This is a genomic window from Modicisalibacter coralii, assembly GCF_004117855.1.
Lineage (GTDB): Bacteria > Pseudomonadota > Gammaproteobacteria > Pseudomonadales > Halomonadaceae > Modicisalibacter > Modicisalibacter coralii.
In genome coordinates this window covers 94,816-112,111 of record NZ_QWBW01000008.1, presented here as the reverse complement: position 1 = coordinate 112,111, position 17,296 = coordinate 94,816, and the positions used below count along the sequence as shown (strand labels likewise).

Genomic DNA, 17,296 nt, shown 5'->3' with positions numbered 1-17,296 from the left:
ATACTGTTTGGCCGCCCAGTTAATAGCCCTTTGATTATCAATACGACAGGAGGCCTGACGTCATGGGCCAACTCCCCGCCGACTGGTTCCTCCGGGTGAGACTAAAGTTGCGCCATTTGCAACTGATGGTGGCGCTCGATGACAGACGCAATCTGCACCGAGCCGCCGAGCACCTGGGCATGAGTCAACCGGCGGCCTCCAAACTGCTCGGCGATCTCGAGACACAACTCGGCGTGACGCTGTTCGAACGCCATTCACGGGGCGTCAGCCCCAACTGGTACGGCGAAAGCCTGATCCGCCACGCCCGCAACATTCTTTCCGAACTGCAGCATGCCGGTGACGAACTCAACGCCCTGGAATCGGGCAACGCCGGCGTGGTGGCGGTGGGTACGGTGATGGCGCCGGCGGTGACGCTGCTGGCCGGCGCCATCGAGCGGGTCCATCGCGATCTGCCCGGTCTCAAGGTAGGTGTCGATGTCGACGTCAGCAAGCGCCTGGTGCCGCGACTGATGGCCGGCGAGTTCGATTTCGCCATTACCCGGATCCCCGAGGGGTTTCCCAGCGAGGCCTTCGTCTTCGAGGAGATCGGCGAAGAGGCGCTATGCTTCGTGTGCCGCGAAGGGCATCCACTGGCCGGTGTGAACAGGCTCGATCTGGCCGCCATGACCGCCTACCCCTGGGCGCTGCAGCCCCCCGGCGCCCTGATGCGTCAGCGCTTCGATCACCTGCTGTTGCAGCACGGCGTCACGCCACCGGGCCAGATCGTCGACACCCCGGACATCCTGGTGGCGCTGGCCCTGGTGGCCCGCTCGGACACCCTGACGGTGACCACCCGCGAAGTCGCCGACCTGCTCTGCGCGCCGCAGCGTTTCCGTATCCTGCCCTTCACCGAATCGTTGAGCGTACAACCCTACGGCCTGGTGAGCCTGCGCAAGCAGCGCCTGTCCCCCGGCGCCGCGAGACTGATGGGCACGTTGCGCGAGTTGATCGAGCACCAGCGCCGGAGCCGGTGATACGCCCTGCCAGGGCTCTAATCGAACTCGAACGCCTCGACGATCTCCCGCCGCCCCAGCAGAAAGGCATCGGCGACATGGCGCAGCGGGGCGAGATCGACATCCGAAGCGCTGCTTTCGAGCAGCTCGGCGAAGCGCGCATAGAGGCCCGGGTACTCCTGCTCCGGCGCACTATGCTCGAGCGCGCCCTCGAGGTAGAGCTCGCTGCCACCCTTCGACAGCGTCAGCCGCCCGGCGTCGGTATCGACATGAATGTCCCAGGTCTGGGGGCCGGTCTGACGGAAGTCGAAATCGGCCTCGACCGACGTGCCACGGCCGTCGCGGAAGGCCAGTTGCGCGGCGATCGGTGCCTGGCGGTTGGCCGGTACCTGCAGGGTCGCTTCCTTGAGAAAGAAGGCCTGAGGCAGGATGGCGGTGACGATGGACAGCGCGTTGATGCCCGGATCGAAGACTCCCATGCCGCCCGGCTCGAAGATCCACTCCTGCCCCGGGTGCCAGACGCGCACGTCTTCCTTCCATTCGATTCGCACCCGGCGGATCTCGCGCTCGGCGAGCCATTCACGGGCTCGCGCCACCCCCGGCGCGTGGCGCGAATGCCAGGTGGCAAACAGCGTGCGGCCACACGCATCGGCCTTCAGCGCCAGATGTTCGACCTCGCTGAGGGTCGCGCCGGGCGGCTTCTCGAGCATCACGTGCTTGCCCGCGGCGAGCGCCTGGAGGGCCTGATCGTAGCGTACCGCCGGCGGCGTACACAGGGTCACCGCGTCGAGTTCGGGCATGGCGTCGAGCATCGCCTCGAGCGAGGGGAAGTTGGCGACACCGTCGAGGGTCGCGTTGCGGCTGGCGACGGCCACCAGGTCGAGGTCGGGATTGGCGTCGAGCGCGGGCAGGTGCTGATCGCGGGCGATCTTGCCCAGGCCGACGAGGCCGATCTTGCGTGCAGGCATGGCGTGGCGCCTCGTTTGTCTGTCGGATGGAGCCACACCATAACGGGCGGTCGTCACGGCTGCCAGTCGTCGAATGGACATGCCGCGATAGCCATTCGGTTATGTCCCGCTGGGTTCAGAGTCGGTTCAGGTAGGCCGTCCCGCCGAGCTGACGCATCTGCTGACGGATCCAGTGACTGCGCTCGAGCACGCGCGGCGAGGGATGCGAGGCACTCCAGCCGCGGGGATTGGGCAGGATCGCCGCCAGGCGGCTGGCCTGGGTCGCGCTCAGACGGTCGGCGGAAACGCCGAAGTAGTGGCGGGCGGCGGCTTCCAGGCCGAACACGCCGTCATCCCACTCGACGATATTGAGATAGACCTCGAGGATGCGCTCCTTGGGCCACAGGAGTTCGAGCAATACCGTGAACCACGCCTCGAACAGCTTGCGGACCCAACTGCGCCCGGTCCACAGGAACAGGTTCTTGGCGGTCTGCTGGGTGATGGTGCTCGCCCCGCGCAGATCGCCGCCCGACTGCCAGGTGGTGATCGCCTTGCGCAACTGGTTGAAGTCGAAGCCGAAGTGATCGGGAAAGCGCTGGTCCTCGCCTGCGATCACCGCCAGCTTGGCCTCGTCGGAGAGACGCGCCCAGGGCATCCAGGTCTGGCGGATGTCGAGCGGCTCGCCATCGACCCAGGATTCGACCTTGCGCTCGACCATCACCATCGAACCGAAAACCGGGACCACCCGGAAGAACAGCACCAGCGCCAGCGAGGCGAGCACGAAGGCAGCGATGCCCAGCAGCAAGTAACGCAGCAGCCTGCGCGGCCAGGGGTTTGACATGCGATGGCGATCCCGTGGGTGCGAAAGTCCCGCGAGTATAACAACTCGCGGCGCCACGGCGGGCGGACGGCCGCCAACGCACCGGGGCGTCGTCACCCCATGGCGACGCCCGTTTGGGGACGGCACGCGGCAAGCGACGGTGCTTCCGATGGAGAGCCAGTCACCACCACGAACGACATCGCTCCCGCAAAACCCGGCCTGGGCCTTGCGGGAGGGAGGAGACCTGCCTGGGCTATGGGCTAGCGCAAGGGCACACTGGCGTAGGTCGGCTCGCCCTGCGCCTGATTGAGGGCGACCACCGCACTCGACATCGGCTCGGCCACGCTCTCGCTCAGGGTTCGCCGGGTGAAGCGCGGCATCATGAGCTCGCCGTCGCTGCGCGCCTGCCGCGAGGCGATGCCGCCACGTTCATCGCGCGGCGGGATGCCGAAGTACTCGCGGTAGCATTTCGAGAAATGCGGCGTGGAGACGAAACCGCAGGCCGAGGCGACCTCGATGATCGACATCGGGGTCTGCTTGAGCAGTTGTCGGGCGCGGGTCAGGCGCAGCTTGAGGTAGTAGCGCGACGGTGAGCAGTTGAGATACTTCTGGAACAGCCGCTCGAGCTGACGCCGCGAGACGTCGACATAGGTGGCCAGTTCGTCGAGTCCGATGGGCTCCTCGAGGTTGGCCTCCATCAGCGCGACGATCTCCAGCAGCTTGGGCTGGGTGGTGCCCAGCACGTGCTTGAGCGGCACCCGCTGCTGATCCTGCTCGCCGCGTACCCGGTCGTAGATGAACATCTCGGAGATGCCCGCGGCGAGTTCGCGACCGTGATCGCGACCGATCAGGTTGAGCATCATGTCGAGCGGCGCGGTGCCGCCGGACGCGGTGAAGCGATCGCGGTCGATCGAGAACAACCGGGTGGTCAGCGGAACCCGGGGGAAGGCCTCCTGCATCGCCGCCAGGCACTCCCAGTGGATGCTGGTCTCGTAGCCGTCGAGCAGCCCGGCCCGGGCCAGCGCCCAGCTGCCGGTACACACCGAGCCCAGCCGGCGCGACAGCCGCGCCTGGGCCTGCAGCCAGCCGATGTGCTCGCGGGTCACGCTGCGTTGCGGGCCCACGCCGCCGCAGACGACCACCCAGTCCAGGGTCAGCGGAATGTTGGTCGCCGCATCCGGCGTGATCTGCAGGCCGTCGCTGGCCCGCACCGGCTCGCCGTTGGGCGTCAGCGTGTACCAGCGATAGAGCTCGCGCCCGGCCAGCTGGTTGGCCATCCGCAACGGTTCGATGGCCGATGCCAGCGAGATCAGGGTGAAGTTGTCCAGCAGCAGGAAACCCAGCGTCTGGGGGACGACGGCGCGGTCGGCCGCCGATGTTGCATTTACAGCCTTGGAGGATGCCATCAGGGATCTCCTCTTCCGCGGATTCGTCCCCGGTGCCGGCCGGGGCGCCTGTTGTGTTTGTTGTGCGAAGCGGGCGAGACATCCTGCACCATCGCCGATCATGCTTTGCCGAGACCGACAACGATACGTCGAACGGCTCCCGCTGGTCGATCATTCTTGCGGATTAGCGGGTCCCGACGCACTGATAAACGACAAGAATGTCGCAAATCGACATCGCGAGGTCGCATCCCTCGTCGCAGGGAGACAAGCGCCCCAAACGCGACAGGGCCCGCCACCCTGGAGGTGGCGGGCCCTGTCACGAGGGGCCGGTCGGCGGCGGAATCAGAACTCGAAGAACACCGTCTCGCCGTCGCCCTGCAGGCGGATGTCCAGGCGATAGCGCACCTTGCCATCGGCCTCTTCGCGTGTGGCGATCAGGGTGCGACGCCGTGTCGGCGACTCGATGGCATTGAGCACCGGGCACTCGGCGTTGGCCTCGGCCTCGTCGTCGAAGTACAGCCGCGTCTGCAGTTGAATGTTGATGCCGCGGGCGAAGATCGCGAGGCAGACGTGCGGGGCCATCGGCTTGCCGTTGGCGGCGGGCACCCGGCCGGGCTTGACGGTGGTGAAGGACCACTCGCTGTCGCCGTCGGCGGTGGTGGCGGAACGCCCGAAGCTGTTGAACGGCTTGCGCAGGTCGTAGTCCGGCTGGAAGGCGCCGTGGGCATCGGCCTGCCAGGCCTCGACGAAGGCGTCGCGCACCAGATCGCCGTTGCCGTCGATCACGCGCCCCACCAGTTCGATCGGCTCGCCGTCGGCCTCGGGGGTGGCCAGGCGACTCCAGACCTCCTCGTCGCGCAACGGGATCCCGGCCACGTCGAGGGCCAGACCGATATGCACGTAGGGGCCGGCGGTCTGCGACGGCGTTTCGCGATACAGCACGCCACCGTCATGGGTCGGTTGTTGGCTCATGATCTCACCCCTGATTCTCGAAATAGGTCTGGAATTCGCCGCGCGTGACGATATCGAAGCGATAGGCCAGGTAGTCCATCGGCCGGCTGCGGGCCATGTCCAGGCGGCCGGTCAGCGTATCGACGGCCAACGGGTCGTTGAGCGTATGGACGATCGGGCAGTGGGGAATCAGCGGATCGCCCTCGAAGTACATCTGGGTGATCAGACGCGTGGCGATCGCCGGCCCCATCACCGAGACGTGAATGTGCGCCGGACGCCAGGAGTTGATGTCGTTGGGCCACGGATAGGGGCCGGGACGCACGGTGCGGAAGTGGTACCAGCCCTGCTCGTCGGTGATGCACCGGCCGACGCCGCCGAAGTTGGGGTCGAGTGGCGCCAGATAACCGTCCTTCTTGTGCCGGTAACGACCGCCGGCATTGGCCTGCCACATCTCGACCAGGGTATGCGGCACCGGCTTGCCGAACTGATCGAGCACGCGACCGAACATCACGATCCGCTCGCCGATCGGCAGACCGTCCCGCCCCTGGCCTTCGCGGTAGTTCATCAGCAGGTCGTTGTCATGGGGGCCCAGGCGCAGCGCCTGGAAACTGGGGCCCGTCAGCTCGCTGCGGCTGGGATGCTGCATGCTGACCAGCGACTGGCGCGGCGAGCGCGCCACGGTGGTCTTGTAGCCCGGCGCATAGGCGGGCGGATGCCAGTTACGGTCGCGCGGCACGAAGCGCTTGTTATCGGAATCTTGCATGGCTGGCGTCTCGTGAGGTGGATGAAACACCCGTCAGGGGGTGAATCGGCACAGTCTCCCGCGCCCGCCAACGGGGGAGAAATGAAATGTCGCCACGCCCCCATAACCATAGGGTTATAAGGAAGCCGGTTTGGGCCATGCCAGGACACGGGATCCCGTCAGAGCTGCAGCAGGTAGCGCAACCCCACGTAGGCGTGCTCGCGCATCAACATTTCCGCCCGGGCGCCCTCCCCGAGGCACAGCGCCTGATAGACCATGCGGTGCTGTTGATGAGCGAACTGCAGCTTCGCGTACTCGCTGTCGAGGGCCTCGGTGTCGATGATGATCGAGTCCGCCGAGGCGAACGGCAGGTGGTCGTTGCGACCGATGGCATCGGCGATCACCTGGCTCCCCGTGGCCTGGACGATGGTGGTGTGGAAGGTCTGGTTGAGTTCGCTCCACAGACTGATGTCCTCGGTCGTTAGATAGCCCTTGTCGAGGATCCCGCGACCACGCTCGATCGCCTCCGCCAGCCGCTCGCGGATGGCGGCCGGGAGCCCCCGCTCCGCCAGGCGGCGAGCCGCCAGGCCCTCCAGCGCGCCGCGGACCTCCAGGGCGCAGAGCACGTCCTCTTCGGTGAACTCGCGCACCCGGTAACCCCGCTTGCCGGCGCGTTCGAGCAGGCCCTCCTGCTCCAGGGTGCGAAAGGCCAGCCGGACCGGCGTGCGCGACACGCCCAACTGCTCGGCGACATGCATTTCCGCCACCCGCGCCCCGGGGGCGTAGCGCCCCTCGCTGATCAGCTTGCGAAGGCTGGTCACGACACTCGAATCGTTCTTGCTCACCTGGTGTTTCACTCCCCGTTTCCGTTCTTTCGCCATTTTGGATCCAACTAAAGCATATATTGACCACCAAAGCCGTCCAGCGCTTAACTTTGGATCCATAACAGTCATAACGACACAAAAGATCCTGACCGCCCCGAGGAGACCGACATGTTCCCCAAGAACACCTGGTATGTCGCCTGCACCCCCGACGAGATCGACGCCAAGCCGCTGGGACGCACCATCTGCAACGAGCCGATCGTGTTCTTCCGCGGCGAGCAAGGCAAGGTGGCCGCCGTCGAGGACTTCTGCCCGCACCGCGGCGCCCCGCTGTCGCTGGGCTTCGTGCGCGATGGCCAGCTCGTCTGCGGCTACCATGGCCTGGAAATGGGCTGCGACGGCAAGTGCTCGAGCATGCCCGGCCAGCGCGTGCGCGGCTTCCCCAGCATTCGCGCCTATCCCGTCGTCGAGCGCTACGGCTTCATCTGGGTGTGGACCGGCGACGCCGAACTGGCCGACCCGGCCGACATCCCCGTGCTGCACTGGGCCGAGAGCGACGAATGGGCCTATGGCGGCGGTCTCTACCACGTGGGTTGCGACTACCGCCTGATGATCGACAACCTCATGGACCTGACCCACGAGACCTACGTCCACGCCTCGAGCATCGGTCAGCCCGAGATCGAGGAAGCCGCCCCGGAAACCACGGTCGACGGTACCGAGGTCATCACCAGCCGGCACATGGAAAACATCTCCGCCCCACCGTTCTGGCAGGCGGCCCTGCGCGGCAACAACCTGGCCGACGACGTGCCCGTCGACCGCTGGCAGATCTGTCGCTTCACGCCACCCAGCCACGTGATGATCGAGGTCGGCGTCGCCCACGCCGGCAGGGGCGGCTACGACGCCCCCGCCGAGTACAAGGCCTCAAGCATCGTGGTCGACTTCATCACCCCGGAGACCGACACCTCGATCTGGTACTTCTGGGGCATGGCGCGCAACTTCAATCCCGGCGACCAGGCACTGACCGACCGCATCCGCGAAGGCCAGGGCCAGATCTTCGCCGAAGATCTGGAGATGCTCGAAGCCCAGCAGCGCAACCTGCTGGCCTACCCCGAGCGGCGTCTACTCAAGCTCAACATCGACGGTGGCGGCGTTCAGGCCCGACGCATCATCGATCGCCTCCTCGACGCCGAGCGCCAGGCCAGCGCCGACATCGCCAGCTGACACACCACGCTCATCGCCCCCGTGCCGGCCGGTTGGCGCCGGTACGGCGTGGCGGTGACAACCATTCGCCGGTCACCACCGGCACGAGGTAACCGCATGTCCCAGGATACGCTTTCCCTGTTCGTCAGGGTCGTCCGCAAACGTTCCGAGGCCGAGGACATCGTCAGCTTCGAACTCGCCGACCCGCACGGTCGCCCCCTGCCGGCCTCCAGCGCCGGCGCCCATATCGACGTCCGCGTCCGGGATGGGGTCATTCGCCAGTACTCGCTGTGCAACCATCCCGAGGCACCCGACCGCTACCTGATCGCCGTGCTGCGCGAACCCGAGTCGCGTGGCGGCTCCCTCGCCATGCACGACGAGATCCAGGAAGGCGATCTGCTGCAGATCAGCGCGCCCAAGAATCACTTCCCCCTGAAACCGGCAGGGCGCTACCTGCTGCTGGCCGGCGGCATCGGCATCACGCCGATCCTCAGCATGGCCGACCACCTGGCCAGCACCCAGGCCGACTTCGCCCTGCACTACGCGACCCGCTCCCCGGCCCGCATGGCCTTTCGCGAGCGTCTCGAGACCGCCGCCTACGCGGACCGCGTCCACAGTCACTTCGACGACGGCGACGAGGCGCAGCGCTTCGATCTCGACGCGCTGCTCGATGCCGCGGACACCGAGACCCACGTCTATATCTGCGGCCCGGCGGGCTTCATCGATCACGTACTGTCGACCTGCAAGGCGCGCGGCTGGTCGGACGACCGCCTGCATCGGGAATACTTCTCCGGCGCCGCGGTGGATACCAGCGACGACACCGGCTTCGACATCAAGATCGCCAGCACCGGCGCCGTCTTCTCGGTGCCCGACGACAAGACGGTCCACAAGGTGCTCGAGGAGAACGGCATCGAGGTGATGGTCTCCTGCGAGGAAGGCGTCTGCGGCACCTGCCTGACACGGGTGCTCGAGGGCATTCCCGACCATCGCGACCTGTATCTCGACGACGACGAGCACGCCGCCAACGATCAGTTCACGCCTTGCTGCTCCCGTGCCAAGAGCAAGATGCTGGTTCTCGATTTGTGAGCCACCGGCAGGAGACGCCCTCGGCGTCGTGACATCGGCACCCTCAACGTCCTGACAATACCGACAAAAGAGCCAACCATGACGACAAGAACGCTAGCCACCGGACTCGCGATGGGACTGACACTGAGCCTGCTGACGCCCGTCGCCGAGGCCGCCACGACATTGCGCATCGCCCACGTCTGGCCGGGCGGATCGCTGATCGACAAGGCCCTCTTCCAGGCCTGGGCCGAGAGCGTCGAGGAGGCCTCCGACGGACGCCTCGACGTGCAGGTCTTTCCGGGACAGACCCTCGCCAAATCCGATCGTACCTACCAGAGCACGGTCAACGGCGTCACCGATATCGGCTCGACCGCCCAGGGTTACACGCCCGGCCGCTTCCCGCTGACCCAGATCGTCGAACTGCCGGGGGTCTCGCACAGCAGCCGCCAGGGCTCCTGCATCCTGCAGTCGCTCTACGACCAGGGCGCCTTCGAGGGCGAGTACGACGACACCCACGTGCTGTTCCTGTTCACCACCGGACCGGGCTACCTGCACACCAAGGATCAGTTGATCGAAAAACCCCAGGACCTGGCCGGCCTGCGCATTCGCCGACCGACCCCCGTCGTCGGCGACATGTTGACCCGCCTTGGCGCTCAGGCCGTCGGCATGCCGGCGCCGGACGTCTACACCTCGATGCAGCGCGGTGTCATCGATGGCCTCAGCTTCAACTGGGAAGGCATGAAGACCTTCCGGCTCAACGACCTGGCCTCCTACCACACCGAAGTGCCGCTCTACGATCTGTCGCTGGTCGCCACCATGAGCCGGTCCTCCTATGACGCGCTGCCCGACGACCTCAAGCAGGTCATCGACGCGCACAGCGGCATGGCGTGGTCGATGAAGGCCGCCGCCGTTTACGACCGGCTGATCGCCGAGGGGCGCCAGGACGCGGTGGACGCGGGACACCATTTCCTGACCATCGACGATCCCCTGCAGAATGCCGACTGGGGGCCCGTCCTGCAGGACACCATCGACCGCTATCTGCAGGACGTCGGCAGCGAGTCCGACTCGGTCGAATCGATCTATGAGGAGGCGAAGCGCCTGGGACAGGAAAGCTGCCCGGCGTGAGCCGGTACCGCCCACGGCTCGCGCCCTGCGTTCGGGGTGCGAGCCGGCTTCCCGTCGCTGGATGCCACCGCCGGGCTTCACTCGCCAGTGGTCGGCGTTGCCGACGGCGGATCATGCTGCTAGACCTATCGCTATCGGCATGACGACAGCGGGAGGCACCCCATGGAACATCACGAGAAGACCCTCATGGCCTTCGACGACTTCGGTCGCGAGTACATGATCGACGTGTTCACCAGCAACAAGGAACTCAACGAGATGGCTCAGGGCGGCGCCATCCAGGGCGGCCTGCCCACCTTCCGGACCCTCGAGGGCCACACCGCCACCTACCTCGGCGGCGGCGAGTTCTCGGTGCGGGTCCCCGGCGAAGGGGAAGCGGTCACGGTGAGAACGGACGATCCCGACTACGCCTGAACGCCCCGTCGGCGCGACCTCACTGCGTGGCGGCGTCGCGGCGCTCGGCCGCGACCTCGCGCAGGCTCTCGCAGAAGGCCTCCAGCGCCAGCGAGGGCTGAAGAGACGCATTGGTGCACAGACCCACCGAGCCGCCCTGCTCCTCCAGGGCAATATCCAGCACGGCGAGCCGCCCGGCCTCGACGTCCCCGGCCACCGCCTCGCGGGGCGCGGCGACCCACAAGGCGTCGCCGTCCAGCACGTAGTGACGGCTGATCGCCAACGACAGGGTTTCCACCACACGCCCGGGCACGTCAAGGCCGTGACGCACGCAGAAGCTGTCGACCTGCTGACGCAGCGTGGTCTGGGGCAGCGGCAATACCCAGGGAAACTCGCTTAGCCGCGCCGGCGCCGGGGCGACGAGCCCCGCCAGGGGGTGGTCGTGGCGCACGGCGAATACCAGTGATTCGTAGTAGAGGTGCTCGAAGGTCAAGTCGCGGATCTCCCGCGCCGCCGTCATGCGCCCCACCACCAGGTCGAGCTCTCCGGCACGCAACCGCGACAGCAGATAGGCGCTGGGGCCACCGACGACCCGCACGCCGATGTCCGCATGGCGGGCATGCAGACGCTCGATGGCCCTGGGCAGGAAACGGCTCTCGACGGTGGACAACGCGCCGACGCGCACCCGCCGCTCGCGTCCCAGGCCGTTGCCGATCGCGGTGACACCCTCTTCCAGCGCACGCAGTGCCGGGCCGGCGTGGCGCAGCAGGGTCAGCCCGGCCTGGTTGAGCGACACGCCCTGCGGGGTCCGCTCGAACAGCGGCGTGCCGAGATTGTCCTCGAGTTCGCGAATCGCCTTGGAGAGCGCCGGCTGGGTGATCGCCAGCCCCTCCGCGGCGCGCACGAAACTGCGCCGCTTGGCCAGTTCGAGAAAGGCCTGCAGGTGACGCAGCTTGATACGCGGGTTGAGCATGATTCGACGATGACCCCCGAGACGACGAGCCCCCGACTGTAACCCAGGTATGCCGCCGGGTCAGCGGCCCGGTCCATCGGATCGAGGAGAGACGCGGGCCGGCTGTAGTGTCGTCCGTGCGGATTCGCCGGGCTCGGCGATCACCCTATCGCCGCCGAAGCACGCGTGGCCCCTGGGCGCGCCTCCCTTGCCGGGCATGGGGGGCCAGCCTCTTCCCGACCGCCAGCTTCCGCGCTCCCGGGTGGTCGATGAGGGGCCCCATCACGAAGCCTCGTCACGCGACACCGCACACCGGTCGCGCAGATCGAGTGCCTCATGATAGATGCCCTCGGCCTGGTCGAGCCCCCGTTCGGCGAGACGCCCGAGATAGCGCCGGGTACCCGCCTCGAGTGGCCCGGACCAGTCGGGGTCGGCGAGCGGATCGGCAACTTCATGAATGACGTCGCCCTGCTCGAGCGCCTGCTCGCGCCCGGCCTTGTCGAGTTCGGCGAACACCCCGCCGGCCTTGAGCGACCAGGCCATGCCGCTGTTGTCATCGATCACTGTCTTCAGATCGTCGGGCAGCCGCTGGTAGGCGCGCTGGTTCATGGTCGCGACGAGCGCCCCCGAATAGTACGGGATCTGCAGGTGATACTTGGTCAACTCATTGATACGAAAGACCTTCATCGCCTCGAAGGGAAAGCTCAGGCCATCGATCACCCCGCGCTGCATGGCGCTGTAGATATCCGGTGCCGGCATTCCCACCGGCTGAGCGCCCATGCGCTCGAGCATCTCGCCGGCGACCTCACTGGGACGCCGGATGCGCAGTCCCTGGAGATCCGTCGGGGTCTCGATCTCGGTGTCGCGGGTATGCAGATAGGCTGGTCCGGTGGTGAACAGGAACAGCACGTGGGTATCGTCATACTCCTGGTCGATCCTGCCCTCGTCGTAGAGCGATTGCAGGATGCAGGAGCCCTGCACGGCGCTGCTCGAGACACCTGGCAACTGCACGATCTCGGTGAGCGGAAAGCGTCCGGCGGTATAGCCCTGCAGCGTGATGGCGATATCGGCGATGCCATTGACCGCACTGTCGTAGGCCTGGTTGGCCGGCGTCAGCGTCTGGGAGGGGTAGTTCTGCACCTCCAGCCGACCGTCGGACTCCCGCTCGATGGCATCGGCCCAGGCCTCGAAGACCTGCTGGTTGACCGCCGAACCGGCCGGCCATATGTGTCCCATGCGCAGTGTTGTTGCGGCATCGGCGCCGGAAGACACCAGTAGCGTCAGCGCCGGCAGGAGACAGGTCGCGAGACCCCGTGAGATGGCGTGATTCATGGCTACCTCGTGTTGTGCTGTTGTGGGTAGAGATATCGCCGGCCTCTTCGGCTCGGCTCGAGCGCAGCGCGATTCAGGGCTCGATGGTGGTGGTGGGCACCTCGATCAGGGTGGGCGTATCGGCCGTCAGTGCGTCGCGCAGCGCATCCTCGAACTCCTCGCGGCGTGACGTGAAGCGCGCCTCGACGCCATAGCCCCGTGCCAGCGAACAGAAGTCCAGGCCCGGCACGTCGAGGCCCGGCACCTCGCCCGCATCGAACTGCCGGGTGAACCAGCGCAGCGCACCGTAGGTGTCGTTGCGCAGGATCACGAAGACCACCGGGATGCGATACTGCGCTGCCGTCCACAGGGCAGTGATCGCGTAGTTCGCCGAGCCGTCGCCGATCACGCCGATCACCCGGCGCTCGGGACTGGCGAGTTGCACGCCCACCGCCGCCGGCATGCCGAACCCCAGACCGCCAGCAGCCGGAAAGAAATAACTGCCGGGATGGCGCATCTCGACGCGCTCCCAGAACACCGTGACCGTCGAGGTCGACTCCTTGACGTAGATGGCATCTTCCGGGGCCAGGGCGTCGAGCACGTCGAAGACGGTTTCCGGAGCCAGCCGGTCGGCCGGGTCCTCCACCGCTGCCGGACGCGGCCTTGGCTCGGGTTGCGGACGGTCGACGGCGGTCAGCCGCGTCAGCAATCCTTCCAGGGTGGCGTGAATATCGCCGACCCAGGCGTCGCCCATGGGCGCCCGGGCGGCCTCCTGGGGGTCGCTGGTCAGTTGCACCAGAGTGGCGCCCTCGGGCAGGTAGCGGCCCGGGTCGTACTGGTGATAGCGAAACACCGGGGTCCCGATGGCGACGATCAGATCGTTCCCCTCGAGACACCGCGCCAGGCCGGCGACCGCTGCCGGCAGCACGCCTCGGAAGCTGGCGTGGCGGGTCGGGAACGGACAGCGCGATGCCGAGGGCGCTACCCAGACCGGCACGGCCAGGCGCTCGGCCAGGTCCGCGACCAGGGCATTGGCCGCCACAGCGTCGACCTCGGGGCCCAGCACCAGTACCGGGTTGCGCGCGTCCTGGAGTCGCTGGGCCAGAGCGTCGAGCTGGGCCGCCGACGGCGTTCCGGCATCGCTGACCGTGCGCGAAAGCAACGCCTCGGCATCCTCGTCGGCCGGCTTGTCCCAGTCATCGTGGGGGATCGACACATACACCGGCCCGCGGGCCGGCAGTCCGGCGATGTGGATCGCCTGACTGAGCGCCCGTGGCACATCCGCCGGGCAGGCGGGTTCGTAGCTCCACTTGACCAGCGGCCTGGGCAACTGGGGCGCATCGACGTTGGCCAGCATCGCCTCGACACCGAGCATCTCGCGCGCCTGCTGACCGGCGGTGACGACCAGCGGGGTGTGGGAATACCAGGCATTGGTCAGCGCTCCCATGGCATTGCCCGAGCCCGCCGCCGCGTGCAGGTTGACCAGCGCCGGGCGGCCGCTGGCCTGGGCATAGCCATCGGCCATGCCCACGACCACGCCTTCGTGCAGGCCGAGCACGTAGCGGAAGTCCTCGGGAAAGTCCTTGAGGAATGGCAGCTCGTTGGAACCGGGATTGCCGAAGACGGTGGTCAACCCCCGACGTCTGAGGAGCTGGTAGGTGATGGCGTGAACGCTGGGCATGAGGGCTCCGGCCAATGAGGACATGGTCCCACGCTAGCCGCCGCGATAGAATCGATCAAATCGATAGTTTTTCTATAAAAAATAGACATCCTTTATTTTATGGCACAGACCGATCTCAATCTGATACGCACCTTCGTCGTTCTTTACGAGGCCCGCAGCGTCACCGCCGCCGCCGAGCGGTTGCACGTCACCCAGCCGTCGGTGAGCTACGCGCTGGGGCGTCTGCGCGAATTGTTCGACGACAAGCTGTTCGTGCGCCGCCGTGAGGGCATGGCGCCGACCTTCGTGGCCGAGCAGCTCTATCGTCAGTTCCGCGACCCGCTGGCGTGCATCGACGGTGCGGTGGAAAGCAGCCGCGACTTCAATCCCGCGAGCAGCGAACGTCGCTACCGGCTGGCACTGACGGATCTCGGCGAAATGACCCTGCTGCCCCCTATCCTCGCCCGCCTTCAGGCCCTGGCCCCGCAAGTCGAACTGGAAGTGGTGCCGCTGGAGATCGAGCGGGTCGGCGACTGGCTGGTCAGCGGTACCGTCAATGCCGCCATCTGCAGTCGGCCGCTCCATGCCCCGGCGATCGCCCGACGCGCGCTCCTTCGCGAGCGCTACGTGGCGTTGATGGCCCGCGAGCACCCCACGATCGGCGCGCACATGAGCCTCGACCAGTTTCTCGCGGCCCGTCACGCCGTGGTAACGCCCTCCTCGGGGCACGGCCTGGCAGCCGAGGTGCTGCGCGAACGGGGCATCCTGCGCAAGATCAGCCTCGAGGTGCCGCACTTCTCGATCCTTCCACGACTGTTGATCGAGAGCGACCTGGTGGCGATCGTGCCGGGTCAGATCGCCCGTCGCTTCGCCGTCGAGCTGCCCTTGAAGATCGTCGAACTGCCGTTCACGGTGCCCGAGTTCGATGTCGCCCTGCACTGGTACGAGCCAGCCACCCGGGCCCCCGCGCAGCGCTGGTTCCATGACTCGGTCGTCGCCGCAATCGACGACGCTCTCGACCACACACCGTCCTGAACACCCTCTCGCGCCGCCCGCTCGGGCAACAAAAAAGCCGCCGCGGCACGGGGCACACGGCGGCAATCTCTGGGAGTCGGAGGGTCAGACGGTCAACAGATAGGTGGACAGCACCGGGAACAGGATCAGCAGCGTCAGGCGCACGAAGTCGGAGAGGATGAACGGCGCCACTCCGCGGAAGATCTCGCCCAGCCCCACGTGGGGCGCCATCGCCTTGATGACGAAGACGTTCATGCCCACCGGCGGGGTGATCAGGCCGAGCTCGACGGTGAGCACGGTGACCACGCCGAACCACACCGGATCGATGCCCAGCGCCTGGACGATCGGGAAGACCACCGGCACGGTGATCACCAGCATGGCGATCGAGTCCATGAACATCCCCAGCACGAAGTAGAGCAGCAGGATGCACAGCAGGACCGCCATCGGCGACAGTGACAGGCCGTAGATGAAGTCGCTGATCGAGAACGAGATGCGCGACACCGAGATGAAATAGCCCAGGGTGTCGGCCCCCACCAGCATGAAGAACACCACCGTCGACAGCGCCAGGGTCTCCTGCGTGGCGACCCACAGCTCCCTGCCGCGCAGCCCCTTGACCAGGGCATAGAGCAGCGTGGCGAAGGCACCGACGCTGGCCCCCTCGGTGGGCGTGAACAGGCCGAAGTAGATCCCCAGGATGATCACCAGGAACACCGCGAAGAACGGCAGCAGACCGCCTAGCGAGGCGATCTTCTCGCGCCACGAGGTCGGCTCGCCGGGCACCGCCAGCGAGGGCTTGAGGTGGACCACCACGGTGACCGTCAGGGCGTAGAACAGCAGGCCCATCAGGCCGGGCACGAAGCCGGCGATGAACATGTCGCCCACCGACTGCTCGGTGAGGATGGCGTAGATCAGCAGCGCGATGCTCGGCGGGATCATGATCCCCAGGGTGCCGCCGGCGGCGAGCGCCCCGGTGGCCAGGCCGCGATTGTAGCCCAGGCGCTCCATCTCCGGCAGGGCAACACGGGTCATGGTGCTGGCGGTGGCCAGCGACGAGCCGGAGATCGCCGAGAACATCCCGCACGAGCCCACCGCGGCGATCGCCAGACCGCCCTTCCAGCCACCGCACAAGGTTCGCGTGGAATCGAACAGCTTGCCGGCCATGCCGGAATGCGCGGCCAGTACCCCCATCAGGATGAACATGGGCACCGCACTGAAGCTGTAGTTCGACAGCACCTCCACGGGCACCGACTTGACCATCGAGATCGCCGCGCTCCAGGAGATCACCTGGGAGAAACCGCCGACGCCGACGAACAGCATGCACAGCGCCACCGGCACGCGCAGCACCATCATCACCAGCAGCAGACCCAGGCCGACGGCACCGATCATTTCACTACTCATTCGACGGCCTCCACGCGATGGGCGAACACCGCGCCGAGCACGGCGTGCAGCAGGCAGCGCACGCTGAGCAGGGCACACAGCCCGGCGGCGAAGAAATAGATGGGCGCCATGGGCAGGCGCAGGTCCTGGGTGGTCTCGCCATAGTCGGCGGCACTCGCCCCGGAGTCCCACAGCCCCCAGCAGAGGATCGCACCCAGCACGACGAATCCCAGCAGATAGACGCCGGCGATACGCGCCTTGAGGGTGTCGCTCAGGCCATGACTGAAGGCCTCGACCACCACCTGGGCCTTTTCGACGTTGGCGGCCATGGCCGCCAGGATCGCGAACAACATCAGATAGCTGACCAGTTCGACGCTACCCACCACGCTCAGCGACAGGGCACCGTCGCTGAGGCGGTAGAGGTAACGCAGGGCCACATCGACCACCGTCACCCCGAGCATGGCCAGCAGGGCCACGCCGGCGATGACGCGGCCGATGATCTCCAGCCAGCGGCTGATTCGTAGCAAGACTTGCATTCAGTCTC

At 66.8% G+C, this 17,296-nt stretch carries 17 protein-coding genes; 6 read left to right on the top strand and 11 right to left on the bottom strand.

Annotation, left to right across the window (positions count from 1 at the left end):
- The first annotated feature begins 62 nt into the window (after positions 1 to 62).
- Positions 63 to 1,013 (top strand): LysR family transcriptional regulator, encoded by a 951-nt coding sequence (locus D0901_RS04060; RefSeq protein ID WP_129139014.1) that lies wholly within the window; start codon positions 63 to 65, stop codon positions 1,011 to 1,013.
- 17 nt (positions 1,014 to 1,030) lie between these two features.
- Here D0901_RS04060 and D0901_RS04055 read toward each other — a convergent pair whose 3' ends face one another.
- The 6 genes from D0901_RS04055 to D0901_RS04030 form a co-directional block, all read right to left on the bottom strand.
- Positions 1,031 to 1,960, bottom strand: a complete 930-nt coding sequence (locus D0901_RS04055; RefSeq protein ID WP_129139013.1) for a Gfo/Idh/MocA family protein — start codon at positions 1,958 to 1,960, stop codon at positions 1,031 to 1,033.
- Positions 1,961 to 2,075: 115 nt separating this feature from the next.
- On the bottom strand, positions 2,076 to 2,780 hold the full coding sequence (gene mtgA / locus D0901_RS04050) for a monofunctional biosynthetic peptidoglycan transglycosylase (protein ID WP_129139012.1): 705 nt from the start codon (positions 2,778 to 2,780) through the stop codon (positions 2,076 to 2,078).
- 239 nt (positions 2,781 to 3,019) lie between these two features.
- Positions 3,020 to 4,165, bottom strand: a complete 1,146-nt coding sequence (gene gbdR / locus D0901_RS04045; RefSeq protein ID WP_129139011.1) for a choline metabolism transcriptional regulator GbdR — start codon at positions 4,163 to 4,165, stop codon at positions 3,020 to 3,022.
- Positions 4,166 to 4,486: 321 nt separating this feature from the next.
- Entirely contained in the window at positions 4,487 to 5,116 is a 630-nt protein-coding gene (gene pcaG / locus D0901_RS04040) for a protocatechuate 3,4-dioxygenase subunit alpha (protein ID WP_129139010.1), read from the bottom strand.
- 4 nt (positions 5,117 to 5,120) lie between these two features.
- The gene (gene pcaH, locus D0901_RS04035) at positions 5,121 to 5,858 is read right to left on the bottom strand and encodes a protocatechuate 3,4-dioxygenase subunit beta (RefSeq protein WP_129139009.1); all 738 of its coding nucleotides are present in this window, start codon (positions 5,856 to 5,858) and stop codon (positions 5,121 to 5,123) included.
- A 158-nt stretch (positions 5,859 to 6,016) separates the two neighbouring features.
- A complete protein-coding gene (locus tag D0901_RS04030; RefSeq protein WP_129139008.1) occupies positions 6,017 to 6,682 on the bottom strand; it encodes a GntR family transcriptional regulator in 666 nt (221 codons plus the stop codon).
- Between the two features lie 147 nt (positions 6,683 to 6,829).
- Between D0901_RS04030 and D0901_RS04025 the strand changes: the two genes are divergently transcribed.
- The 4 genes from D0901_RS04025 (at position 6,830) to D0901_RS04010 (ending at position 10,459) form a co-directional block, all read left to right on the top strand.
- On the top strand, positions 6,830 to 7,879 hold the full coding sequence (locus tag D0901_RS04025) for an aromatic ring-hydroxylating dioxygenase subunit alpha (protein WP_129139007.1): 1,050 nt from the start codon (positions 6,830 to 6,832) through the stop codon (positions 7,877 to 7,879).
- Between the two features lie 96 nt (positions 7,880 to 7,975).
- Positions 7,976 to 8,944: a PDR/VanB family oxidoreductase gene (locus D0901_RS04020; protein WP_129139006.1), complete on the top strand. Its 969-nt coding sequence runs from the start codon at positions 7,976 to 7,978 to the stop codon at positions 8,942 to 8,944.
- A 78-nt stretch (positions 8,945 to 9,022) separates the two neighbouring features.
- Complete coding sequence (locus tag D0901_RS04015) at positions 9,023 to 10,048, top strand: TRAP transporter substrate-binding protein (RefSeq protein ID WP_129139005.1); 1,026 nt, start codon at positions 9,023 to 9,025, stop codon at positions 10,046 to 10,048.
- A 162-nt stretch (positions 10,049 to 10,210) separates the two neighbouring features.
- Complete coding sequence (locus D0901_RS04010; RefSeq protein ID WP_129139004.1) at positions 10,211 to 10,459, top strand: hypothetical protein; 249 nt, start codon at positions 10,211 to 10,213, stop codon at positions 10,457 to 10,459.
- A 19-nt stretch (positions 10,460 to 10,478) separates the two neighbouring features.
- Here the strand turns inward: D0901_RS04010 and pcaQ are convergent, their stop codons facing one another.
- From pcaQ to mdlC, 3 genes are all read right to left on the bottom strand, one after another.
- Complete coding sequence (gene pcaQ, locus D0901_RS04005; RefSeq protein WP_129139003.1) at positions 10,479 to 11,411, bottom strand: pca operon transcription factor PcaQ; 933 nt, start codon at positions 11,409 to 11,411, stop codon at positions 10,479 to 10,481.
- A gap of 261 nt (positions 11,412 to 11,672) precedes the next feature.
- Complete coding sequence (locus tag D0901_RS04000; protein ID WP_129139002.1) at positions 11,673 to 12,722, bottom strand: TRAP transporter substrate-binding protein; 1,050 nt, start codon at positions 12,720 to 12,722, stop codon at positions 11,673 to 11,675.
- Between the two features lie 73 nt (positions 12,723 to 12,795).
- Positions 12,796 to 14,382, bottom strand: coding sequence for a benzoylformate decarboxylase (mdlC, locus tag D0901_RS03995; protein WP_129139001.1), 1,587 nt, complete (start codon positions 14,380 to 14,382; stop codon positions 12,796 to 12,798).
- Between the two features lie 99 nt (positions 14,383 to 14,481).
- Between mdlC and D0901_RS03990 the strand changes: the two genes are divergently transcribed.
- Complete coding sequence (locus D0901_RS03990) at positions 14,482 to 15,396, top strand: LysR family transcriptional regulator (protein WP_129139000.1); 915 nt, start codon at positions 14,482 to 14,484, stop codon at positions 15,394 to 15,396.
- Between the two features lie 84 nt (positions 15,397 to 15,480).
- On the opposite strand, the gene D0901_RS03985 is transcribed toward D0901_RS03990, so the two are convergent.
- Positions 15,481 to 16,773: a TRAP transporter large permease gene (locus D0901_RS03985; protein WP_129138999.1), complete on the bottom strand. Its 1,293-nt coding sequence runs from the start codon at positions 16,771 to 16,773 to the stop codon at positions 15,481 to 15,483.
- Positions 16,770 to 17,288, bottom strand: a complete 519-nt coding sequence (locus D0901_RS03980) for a TRAP transporter small permease (RefSeq protein ID WP_129138998.1) — start codon at positions 17,286 to 17,288, stop codon at positions 16,770 to 16,772. Before D0901_RS03980 ends, D0901_RS03985 begins: the two co-directional genes overlap by 4 nt.
- Positions 17,289 to 17,296: the final 8 nt, after the last annotated feature.